Origin of the sequence: Sneathia sanguinegens, from assembly GCF_001517935.1 — a bacterium.
GTDB lineage: Bacteria > Fusobacteriota > Fusobacteriia > Fusobacteriales > Leptotrichiaceae > Sneathia > Sneathia sanguinegens.
Genome location: NZ_LOQF01000009.1, coordinates 55,786 through 65,493, shown reverse-complemented (window position 1 = coordinate 65,493; position 9,708 = coordinate 55,786). Strand labels below are relative to the sequence as shown.

At 27.2% G+C, this 9,708-nt stretch carries 13 protein-coding genes; 2 read left to right on the top strand and 11 right to left on the bottom strand.

Going from position 1 to position 9,708, the window contains the following annotated elements; all coding sequences use genetic code 11:
* The 8 genes from AWT65_RS04930 to AWT65_RS04905 form a co-directional block, all read right to left on the bottom strand.
* Positions 1 to 529: minor capsid protein (locus AWT65_RS04930; RefSeq protein ID WP_232292791.1), on the bottom strand; the 529-nt coding region annotated here is incomplete at its 3' end.
* A 274-nt stretch (positions 530 to 803) separates the two neighbouring features.
* On the bottom strand, positions 804 to 971 hold the full coding sequence (locus AWT65_RS06520; RefSeq protein WP_157055063.1) for a hypothetical protein: 168 nt from the start codon (positions 969 to 971) through the stop codon (positions 804 to 806).
* Positions 943 to 1,116: a hypothetical protein gene (locus AWT65_RS06515; RefSeq protein ID WP_157055061.1), complete on the bottom strand. Its 174-nt coding sequence runs from the start codon at positions 1,114 to 1,116 to the stop codon at positions 943 to 945. The genes AWT65_RS06520 and AWT65_RS06515 overlap by 29 nt, the downstream gene beginning before the upstream one ends.
* A gap of 127 nt (positions 1,117 to 1,243) precedes the next feature.
* Positions 1,244 to 1,552: a hypothetical protein gene (locus AWT65_RS04925; RefSeq protein WP_066729934.1), complete on the bottom strand. Its 309-nt coding sequence runs from the start codon at positions 1,550 to 1,552 to the stop codon at positions 1,244 to 1,246.
* Positions 1,545 to 2,135: an ADP-ribosyltransferase gene (locus AWT65_RS04920; protein ID WP_083497834.1), complete on the bottom strand. Its 591-nt coding sequence runs from the start codon at positions 2,133 to 2,135 to the stop codon at positions 1,545 to 1,547. The genes AWT65_RS04925 and AWT65_RS04920 overlap by 8 nt, the downstream gene beginning before the upstream one ends.
* A gap of 297 nt (positions 2,136 to 2,432) precedes the next feature.
* Positions 2,433 to 2,792: a DUF2513 domain-containing protein gene (locus AWT65_RS04915; protein ID WP_066729932.1), complete on the bottom strand. Its 360-nt coding sequence runs from the start codon at positions 2,790 to 2,792 to the stop codon at positions 2,433 to 2,435.
* 47 nt (positions 2,793 to 2,839) lie between these two features.
* Positions 2,840 to 3,034 carry a hypothetical protein gene (locus tag AWT65_RS04910; protein WP_066729931.1) on the bottom strand — a complete coding sequence of 65 codons (195 nt, stop codon included), beginning with the start codon at positions 3,032 to 3,034 and terminating at the stop codon, positions 2,840 to 2,842.
* Position 3,035: 1 nt separating this feature from the next.
* Entirely contained in the window at positions 3,036 to 3,920 is an 885-nt protein-coding gene (locus tag AWT65_RS04905; RefSeq protein ID WP_066729930.1) for a polymorphic toxin type 50 domain-containing protein, read from the bottom strand.
* A 219-nt stretch (positions 3,921 to 4,139) separates the two neighbouring features.
* On the opposite strand from AWT65_RS04905, the gene AWT65_RS04900 reads away from it, so the two are divergent.
* Together AWT65_RS04900 and AWT65_RS06885 are read left to right on the top strand one after the other, a co-directional pair.
* A complete protein-coding gene (locus AWT65_RS04900) occupies positions 4,140 to 5,726 on the top strand; it encodes an ABC-F family ATP-binding cassette domain-containing protein (protein ID WP_066729929.1) in 1,587 nt (528 codons plus the stop codon).
* Between the two features lie 37 nt (positions 5,727 to 5,763).
* Positions 5,764 to 6,177, top strand: coding sequence for a CPBP family intramembrane glutamic endopeptidase (locus AWT65_RS06885; protein ID WP_066729928.1), 414 nt, complete (start codon positions 5,764 to 5,766; stop codon positions 6,175 to 6,177).
* On the opposite strand, the gene nrdE is transcribed toward AWT65_RS06885, so the two are convergent.
* From nrdE to nrdF, 3 genes are read right to left on the bottom strand one after another with little or no spacing between them, the layout of a single operon-like run.
* A complete protein-coding gene (gene nrdE / locus AWT65_RS04890) occupies positions 6,133 to 8,262 on the bottom strand; it encodes a class 1b ribonucleoside-diphosphate reductase subunit alpha (RefSeq protein ID WP_066729927.1) in 2,130 nt (709 codons plus the stop codon). The genes AWT65_RS06885 and nrdE overlap by 45 nt on opposite strands.
* Positions 8,262 to 8,663 carry a class Ib ribonucleoside-diphosphate reductase assembly flavoprotein NrdI gene (gene nrdI, locus AWT65_RS04885; protein ID WP_066729926.1) on the bottom strand — a complete coding sequence of 134 codons (402 nt, stop codon included), beginning with the start codon at positions 8,661 to 8,663 and terminating at the stop codon, positions 8,262 to 8,264. Before nrdI ends, nrdE begins: the two co-directional genes overlap by 1 nt.
* 2 nt (positions 8,664 to 8,665) lie before the next feature.
* The gene (gene nrdF, locus AWT65_RS04880) at positions 8,666 to 9,676 is read right to left on the bottom strand and encodes a class 1b ribonucleoside-diphosphate reductase subunit beta (protein WP_066729925.1); all 1,011 of its coding nucleotides are present in this window, start codon (positions 9,674 to 9,676) and stop codon (positions 8,666 to 8,668) included.
* Between the last annotated feature and the right edge of the window lie 32 nt (positions 9,677 to 9,708).

The following is a 9,708-nucleotide window of genomic DNA, read 5'->3' as shown; positions in this document are numbered from 1 at the left end:
CAGTATAATTGTATTCTTTCGTATCTTTATACAATACCTTTAAACTATTGTATTTCTTACTATCATTATACTTCATATCTACAAATTTATCAAATGAATTAGGTGCTTTATCACCTAAAACTTTCTTATATCTTGCATACTGTCCGTAACCTTTTAATTGTTCTGGATTTTTTACATACTTTTCTGCCCATTCAGAATAGCTTAAATTACCCACTGTATACTGTTTGCCATTTTCATCTCTTGCTATTCTTCCGTCTTCTGTAACAAGGTTATCTTCATAATATGGCACTTTGGTACTTCTGCAATTTGGGTGGAAAGGTGGAGCAGTAACTCCAACTTCATAATCTTTGACATCAAATACCTTCATATCCATACTTTGGCATATGTCAGAAGTTCTATCATCTAATGTAGCTATTATCTGATACTTGCTAACTTCCATCTGCTTATAACTTTCAATCTCTGCCATACTTCTTACTCTTGCACTTTCAGTCTGTAATAGCACTCTTGCTCTGCTCTTGTCTACATTCATTACCCTTGCAAAGTCTTCTGATAAGCTATAAGGTGTCTTACCAGATATTATTCCAGCTATTTATGTAATAAAAAAAGCTTCTTTGATGTCTAACACAAAGACAATTTTATATAAAAAACACCCCTAAGGGTGCTTAAAATTACAATTTATCTGATGCAGTGGCTGTGTCTGTACCCACATCTCCATTCATGCTTTCGCAAGGGTGATAGCAACACAATCTCTCTATCCTTACATCAATATAATTGATACCTTTTCATTTTGCTAATGTCAAGTTTCATTTTATTCGTATTAATTTTTTTATTTTATTGCTAACTCTTCTGTCTGATAACGCAAATACTGTTATAATAGAATTTTCAAATTCTTTATTTTCTTCATTTAATGCCAATTTAACAACTGCATTTAAATTTATTTCGCTAGCAATGATACGTTTTCCATTCTCCATTGTCAAATTTTATATTGTCTTCATAAAATTCTTCATAGCTCTTAATAGCTTTTTTAGGTGCATTATTAGTTAATTTATATTTGCTTTCTTTTTCGTTATAATAATACCATTCTTCATTTTCCATAAAATAAGATATTGTTTTCATTGAATTATCCCCTTTCTTTTCAACCAAATTTTCATCGCATTTCCTAATTCATTTCAGCTACATCAAAAATAGTTAAATTGCTTTTCATAATATACCCCCATATAATATAACTTTCTATTAGCTTTTTCTACTTCCCTTTTCTTTCAGCTTGCTTCTTTAAATATTGTTTTTCTAATCCTTCCAATGTTTCTGGTTCGTAGTTTATTCCAAATGGTTCTTGATGAAAAATTGAATATAATCTACAAATTGTCAATCTTTCACTATAAGCTAATTTATGGTCATTCTTATACTTAACATTTCTAAATATTTTATTTACTAAGTCTGTCCATCTATCTTTATCTATTTTTTTAGGGACTTTATTTAAATAAAATTCTTTATTTTGTAACTTTCTACCCCATTTTATAAATACTTTTTCCATAGGTGTATTTTTAATCATTTACAGTTACCTCCCAACTTTCATTTAAAAATTTTATAGAATATTTTGAATTTCTCAATAATAGAAATTCTTTTTCATCTGAATAATAGCTATTTGTACCAATATATCCACCCCTAAATCCTCTAGGAATGTTAAATTTAACTACTGTTCCATTATTACCACCGTTATATTCAGCAAAATCTTTTGCAACATTATCTTTATCCGTTGTCAATGAAGTATATGCTTTCAAGGTATCAAATGTTTTTAAATATTCTAACTCTTCTCTACTTACTCCCCTATAAAAAGTTATATTTTCATTTAATTTTAATTTACTTAATGCACTATCAAGATTCTCTATAGTTTTTTCCAAATATTTTTTTGTATAATAATCATCAAAGTATTCGCTTATATCTTCTCCTCTTAAATATTTATTTATTCTAGCATAATAAGTATCCGTATAATCTTTTATCGACTCTTTTTCATCTCGTGTTAAAGTTTTAAACCAATCATCACTTTTCACTTGTAATTCATCAGCTAATTTTTCATCAGCCAACCTATACTCAACCGCTACTTGCTTACTTTTATTATACCCCTTATTATCCAACTTTTAAATATCATTAGTTATATATTTTGCCTTATACTCCCTATAGCTCATATCACTAGACACATAAACATTCTTGTTGCTTTCACCTCTTGCTATTCTTCCATCTTCTGTATGGTACTTCTACAGTTAGGATGAAAAGGTGGAACAGTAACTCCAACTTTATACAATTTCTGCTATACATATTACTCTTACAAAGTCTTCAGATAAGCTATAAGGTGTTTTACCTTATATTATTCCAGCTATTTATGTACTAAAAAAAGGCTTCTTTATTGTCTAGCTTGCAAAGACAATATTTTTTTATATTCCCAATTTTTCTTTAATTATTTTTTCTGCGTAAGCTTTTATAATATCTAAAGTAACACTTTTAACACCATAAACCTCTATATCTTTTTTGATTTTTTTCCACAATCCTTTATCTCTTATGCCATCTAAATATTCATGACCATACCAAGTTAAACAATTAAACCTAATCTTGTTGCCTTGAAGTTCAACAACTTCTCCATTAATGATATCTGCTTCTAATAATCGTTTAAAATGATATCTAATTTCTTCATCTGTATATCCATCTATTTCGATATTGTATACTGGCATTTTGTCGTTTCCATTCTCTTCAACATACAGTAGTATTTGCCTTATTAAGTCTTTATCTAATATCATTTATCCCTCCTTAATTAGCTAAAAAAAAGCAACCTTTTACAGTTGCTCTAATCTAATATCTCTATTTTTTCTATTTCTGATTGTAATACTAATATTTCATCTAATTCTAAACTATTTTCTTCTTCTTCTGATTCGGCATCTAAATACTCTATAACATAAACATTTTTTAATTTTTCACCATTTTTATAGTCTATATTAACATACTTTCCATCTGCCTTAATCATTTCTTCTCTTGAAATCATTTTAATTTCCCTTTCTAGGTACTATATGAACTCCAGTTTTAGAATAATGTATCGAGAATCTTTTAGTTTCATATCGTTCTGTTTTATCTATATTCACAAATATTCCTATATTTTCATTATATTCTATAAACTCAATATTATTCCATTTATTCTTTGAAATTTTTAAATCTCCATTACCAGCATATTTATTAACTAATTTTTGTATATCGATTGTATCAAATACATAAGAACCACCTTGATAGTTATTATGACCTAATATATGCTTTCCTTGTTTACCTTGATTAACAGTTAATTTAGCTTTTGTTTTTATATAATATCTTGTTTTTAAATCTGCATATTTCTTATTATTATTATTATTATTATACTTCATATCCACAAATTTATCAAACGAATTAGGTGCTTTGTCTCCTAAAACTTTCTTATATCTTGCATACTGTCCGTAACCTTTTAATTGTTCTGGATTTTTTACATACTTTTCTGCCCATTCAGAATAGCTTAAATTACCCACTGTATACTGTTTGCCATTTTCATCTCTTGCTATTCTTCCATCTTTTGTAACAGTATTATCTTCATAATATGGTACTTTGGTACTTCTGCAATTAGGGTGAAAAGGTGGAGCAGTAACTCCAACTTCATAATCCTTGGTATCAAATATCTTCATATCCATACTTTGACATATATCGGAAGTTCTATCATCTAATGTAGCTATTATCTGGTACTTGCTAACTTCCATCTGCTTATAGCTTTCAATTTCTGCCATACTTCTTACTCTTGCAGTTTCTGTCTGTAATAACACTGTCGCTCTATTCCTATCCACTTTCATTACTCTTGCAAAGTCTTCAGATAAACTATAAGGAAAAACCCCTAATGAAATGTTATAGAACATTATAGCTTAACACTATTAAAAAAGCTATCCTTAAGGGTTTATAGGTACTATTACCATATACCCAATTCTAAAGATATTATATCTAAAAAATAAGAAAAAAATAAATGAGGGGGTCTAATTATCAGATTGGAAACTACATAAATAGAAAAATGTATTGTATTTTTTAACTTATTAATGTATTATTTATATATTGTCTATGTAATATAAAGGAGGATTAATATGATACAAACAAGCAATTTATCTATGATTTATGGAGGTAAAAAGCTTTTTGAAGATGTAAGTGAAAAATTTGTGCCAAATAATTGCTATGGAATAATTGGTGCTAATGGAGCTGGTAAATCAACATTTTTAAAATTATTAAGTGGTGAAATTGATTCTACAGCTGGTGAAATTATAATACCAAAAGGTAAAAGATTATCATTTTTAAAACAAAATCACTTTGAATATGAAGAAAATAAATTAATTGATGTCGTTTTAATGGGTCATAAACAACTTTATGATATAATTTTAAAAAGAAATGAATTATACTCTAAAAGTGATTTTAGTGAAGAAGATGGTATTTTAGCTGCTGAACTTGAAGGAGAATTTGCAGAATTAGATGGTTGGGATGCTGAAACAAATGCACAAAAAATATTATTGGGTTTAGGAATAGATAGTTCTTTACACGAAAAAACAATGAGTACTTTAGTCGAAGCAGATAAGGTTAAGGTTCTATTAGCTCAAGCTTTATTTGGTAATCCTGATATTCTTTTATTAGACGAACCTACAAATGGTTTAGATATTAAAGCTAGTACTTGGTTGGAAGAATTTTTGATTAATCTTGAAGATACAACTGTTCTTGTTGTATCGCATGATAGACATTTTCTAAATAAAGTTTGCACTCATATTGTTGATATAGATTATGGAAAATTAAAAATTTATGTAGGTAATTACAACTTTTGGTATGAATCTAGCCAATTAATTCAAGAATTACTTAGAAACCAAAATAAAAGGCTTGAACAAAAAAGAAAAGAATTACAAGATTTTATTTCAAGATTCTCTGCAAATGCTTCTAAATCAAAACAAGCAACAAGTAGAAAAAAAGAATTAGAAAAATTACAATTAGAAGATATACAAGTTTCAAATAGAAAATATCCATATATTGATTTCAAACCTGAAAGAGAAGCTGGTAATAATATGCTAACAGTTTCAAATATTTCAAAAACAATTAATGGAGAAAAAATTCTTAATAATGTTAGTTTCAGAGTAGAAACAGGAGAAAAGGTCGTTTTCTTATCTGATAATGATTTAGCAATTACAACTTTATTTAAAATATTATCTGGTGAATTAGAAGCTGATGAAGGAAGTTATGAATGGGGTGTAACAACAAGTCAAGCATATTTTCCAAAAGATAATAGTTCATATTTTGATAATGTTAATTTATCATTAATTGATTGGTTAAGACAATACTCAAATGATGAACATGAAGAATATATAAGAGGATATTTAGGTAGAATGCTCTTTTCAGGAGAAGAAGCAAAAAAAGAAGCAAAAGTTTTATCAGGTGGTGAAAAAGTAAGATGTATGTTAGCAAAAATGATGTTGTCTTCTGCTAATGTTTTAATTATGGACAATCCTACTGATCATCTTGATCTTGAATCCATAACATCACTTAATAAAGGTTTAATTAACTTTAAGGGAACACTTTTATTTACAACTAAAGATCATGAATTTAACGAAACTGTTGCAAATAAAATAATTGATTTAAAAAATGATGAAGTACATGTTTCACTTTCTTCATATGATGAATATTTAGGTTTAATTTAAGGGGTTGCAATTATGCAACTCCTATTTTGGAGGTTATATGTTAATACACTTTTTTATAACATGCATATTTAGTTTAGCTTCTATTGCACTTACATATTTCTTTTCAAATTCTAACAATTTAATAAATAATATGCCTATTTTTTTGGTTATTTTTATTTTCCCAATATTTGAAGAATTATTTTTTAGAGCTTATCTTTTGACTTTTTTAGAACAAAAAACAAAATATTCAAATTTAATACAAGCCCTAATTTTTTCTATACTTCATTTTAATAATATACAAAAAATATATACCTTCTTTTTTGCCCTATATTTAGGTTATGTTGCAAAAAAAGAAAATATATATCTTTGCATTATTTTACATATATTATTTAATTTAATTGGAATATACTTTTTTAAAATTATGCCTTTATATTACACAAGATTCACAAGTATAATTCTCACTTCCTTCTAGAACATCTTGTCTAATTCTAACATAATATATTGATGGACATTTTTTTGTAAATGCTCGTATATACGCCTTATTCAAATCCCTAGTTGTTGCCTTATCTGTCATAAATAAAGTCAATGAAATAGCTTGATCTACATGCTTTGCAGCTGCTGCTGCAATATCTATTATCCAATTATTATCAATTTCATATGCACCATCTTCATAATATTTATAATTTTCATCATTTATTTTATATGCTGGAACATATACCCTTCCTAATTTCCCTTCTTTTCTTACTTCAATTGGTGCAACAATAGGTTGCAAACTTGGTGTACAAGAAGACACATAACTAATAGAACCTGTTGGTGCTACTGCTAAAAGATGTGCATTTGCCAATCCATTTTTATGTATATTTTCACTTAATTTTTTCCAATCATTTTTTGTAGGTATTTTAACTGAATATTTCTCAAAAAGTTTAGCTATTTTTTCATTTTTTATATTTATATCTTCTTTAGTATATTTTTCAAAATATTTTCCATTATAGTATTCACTATCTTCAAATCCATAAAAACTTCCATATTTTTTTGCTAATTTATTTGATGCTAAAAAGGCATAATATGCTAATGTATAGAAGAATATATCTGTAAATTCTACAGCTTCATCAGATGCATAATAAATTTTATTAGTTGCTAAGAAACCATGTAAATTCATCGCTCCCAAACCTATAGCATGATTTTCTTCATTTCCTTTTTTTATTGAAGGTGCACAATCTATATCTGTTATTCTAGAAACACTATCCAAGCTTTCAACACAAGTTTGAACAATTTTTTCTATATCTTTTCCATTTTCCATAAATTTTGCAATATTTATTGAGCCTAAATTACAACAAACATCTTCACCTATTTTTTCAAAACTTAAATCTTGACTAAAGGTACTTTCTGTATTAACTTGAGCTATTTCTGAACAAAGATTAGACATTACTATTCTTCCTTTTTTCTTTTGAGGATTTCTTCTATTAACTGTATCATCATAAAGTATGTATGGATATCCTGATTCAAAATGAAGTTCTGCTATAGTTTGAAATAACTTTCTAGCACTAATATATGTTTTTTTAATGTCTGGATCTGCTACAAGCTTATAGTATTCTTCAGTTATACTAATATCTGACATGGTTTTACCATATTTTTTTTGTATATCATAGGGTGAAAATAAAGCCATTTGTTCATTTTTCTTTGCTAATTCAAAAGTTATATCTGGTATAACTAAACCTAATGCTAATGATTTAATTCTTACTTTTTCATCAGCATTTTCTCTTTTAGTATCTAAAAAAGTTAAAACTTCAGGATGGTGTACATTAAGATATACAGCACCTGCTCCTTGTCTTTGACCCAGTTGATTTGCATATGAAAAACTATCTTCTAGCAATTTCATTACTGGAACTATTCCTGTACATTGATTTTGAATATTTTTTATAGGTGCTCCAAATTCTCTTAAATTTGTTAAGCATAGAGCAACTCCACCCCCACGCTTAGATAATTGTAAACTTGTAGATATAGCTCTTGATATTGACTCCATATTATCTTCTACTCTTAGTAAATAACAAGAAACATATTCTCCTCTTTTTGCTTTTCCAGCATTTAAAAATGTTGGTGTAGCAGGTTGAAAAATTCCCTTCATCATACTATCTAAAATATCATATGCTTTTTCAATATTTCCATTTGCAAGTAACAATGCATTCATCACTACTCTATCTTCATAATTTTCTAAATAAAAATTACCATCAAAACTTTTTAAACAATAGGCATTATAGAATTTAAAAGCTCCCATAAAATTTAAAAATTTATGACCATATTGATATGCTTTTTTAAAAAGTGATACTATATCAGAATAATTATATTTTTCAATTAAATCTTTATCATAATATCCTTCAGTCAACAAATATTCTAATTTTGCTTCAATATTTTCAAAAGATTTTGAATTTGGTTCTACATGTTCTTTAAAATATAGTTTGACTGCCTGTTCGTCTGCAAAAAAATTATGTGTTTTGTCTTGATTTTGTATTTTAGTTACTGCATTTAGCGATATATATTCTTGTGAAATATCTTTCATTAATTTTCCCTTTCAAAATTTTTTAATATTTTTTTTACTTCTTCTACATCTTTTTGTGTACCTAATAATTCAAATTGATATAGCAAAGGAACATTTAATTTTTTTGATATAATAGGACCTGCAATACAATAGGTATCTCCAAAATTTGTATTTCCTGATGAAATAACTCCTCTACATAATTTTCTATTATTTTCATCATTTAAAAAATGTATTACTTGTTTAGGAACAGCCCCTTTATAATCTCCATTTCCTCCACCATATGTTGGTGTTATTAAAATATACTCTTCACTTACACTTATACTTTCTTTTAATTTTATAGGTATTCTCAAAGCTGAAATTTCTAACTTATCTATAAATCTCTTTGTATTATTTGAAATAGATGAAAAAAATACTACTTTCATTTTTAAAACTCCCAATCTTCATCTTCAGTTTCTTCAGTTACTCCCATTATATATGAAGAACCATTACCTGAGAAAAAGTCATGATTTTCATCTGCTCTTGCTGATAATTGAGCAAAAACTTCTGGTTTAATTTTTGTTTCTTCTTCAGTAAAAGGTGAATCATAACCTAAATTTTGTAAAAATTTACCTGCATTATATACACTGAATTTAATAGCATCATCTGCCAAATCAAAGCCATCATAAAGTTCTTTTAAATAGTCTTTTTCTAAATCAATTAATTTATATAGCAAATCAAAAACAAAAGCCTTCATTTCTTTTTGCTTTTCTACAGATAATTTTTTTACTTTTTGTTGATACTTATATCCACTATAATAATTATGTATTACCTTATCTCTTAATATTAATCTTATTATATCTGATGTATTAGGTAATTTCGCTCTTGAAGATAGATAAAATGGTAAATAAAAACCTCCATAAAGTAAAAAACCAGGCATAAGTGCTGCAGCAACCTTAGATTTTAATGGATCTTCCCCTGTATAATATGGTATTAATATTTCTGCTCTTTTTTGTAAACTTTTTGTTGAAATTACCCATTCATGTGCTTCTTCTATTTGTTCACTTGTACAAAGTGTAGAAAATATTGTACCATAAGATCTAGCATGTACTGCAACCATAAAAGCAAAATTTGTATATATAACCTGTTCATGATCAGTTAATGAATTCTTAATTTGTGCGACATCCCCTATAGTTGCCTGTATTGTATCTAACAAAGTCAACCCCGTAAATGTTCTTGTTATTAATCTTTGCCAATTTTCATCTAAACTATTCCAAGATTGAAGATCATTTGAAACAGGTATTTTTTCTGGCAACCAAAAATTTTGTGTTATTCTATTCCAAACTTCTAAATCTTTTTCATCATCTATTTTATTCCAATTTACAGATCGCATAGGTTTAGTACCAAGATTTAAAGCATGTTCTAATGGCGAAACTGAATTTTCATAATATGTAGACATCTTTATTCTCCTTCTTTAAATTGATATTTTAA

Excerpts from the sequence above, each read along its gene's own strand:
- nrdE (WP_066729927.1), bottom strand. The coding sequence starts at position 8,262 with ATGAAAGATATTTCACAAGAATATATATCGCTAAATGCAGTAACTAAA.
- AWT65_RS06520 (WP_157055063.1), bottom strand. The coding sequence starts at position 971 with ATGGAGAATGGAAAACGTATCATTGCTAGCGAAATAAATTTAAATGCA.
- AWT65_RS04915 (WP_066729932.1), bottom strand. The coding sequence starts at position 2,792 with ATGATATTAGATAAAGACTTAATAAGGCAAATACTACTGTATGTTGAA.
- AWT65_RS04910 (WP_066729931.1), bottom strand. The coding sequence starts at position 3,034 with ATGATTTCAAGAGAAGAAATGATTAAGGCAGATGGAAAGTATGTTAAT.
- AWT65_RS06885 (WP_066729928.1), top strand. The coding sequence starts at position 5,764 with ATGTTAATACACTTTTTTATAACATGCATATTTAGTTTAGCTTCTATT.
- nrdI (WP_066729926.1), bottom strand. The coding sequence starts at position 8,663 with ATGAAAGTAGTATTTTTTTCATCTATTTCAAATAATACAAAGAGATTT.
- AWT65_RS06515 (WP_157055061.1), bottom strand. The coding sequence starts at position 1,116 with ATGAAAACAATATCTTATTTTATGGAAAATGAAGAATGGTATTATTAT.
- AWT65_RS04925 (WP_066729934.1), bottom strand. The coding sequence starts at position 1,552 with ATGATTAAAAATACACCTATGGAAAAAGTATTTATAAAATGGGGTAGA.
- nrdF (WP_066729925.1), bottom strand. The coding sequence starts at position 9,676 with ATGTCTACATATTATGAAAATTCAGTTTCGCCATTAGAACATGCTTTA.
- AWT65_RS04900 (WP_066729929.1), top strand. The coding sequence starts at position 4,140 with ATGATACAAACAAGCAATTTATCTATGATTTATGGAGGTAAAAAGCTT.
- AWT65_RS04905 (WP_066729930.1), bottom strand. The coding sequence starts at position 3,920 with ATGTTCTATAACATTTCATTAGGGGTTTTTCCTTATAGTTTATCTGAA.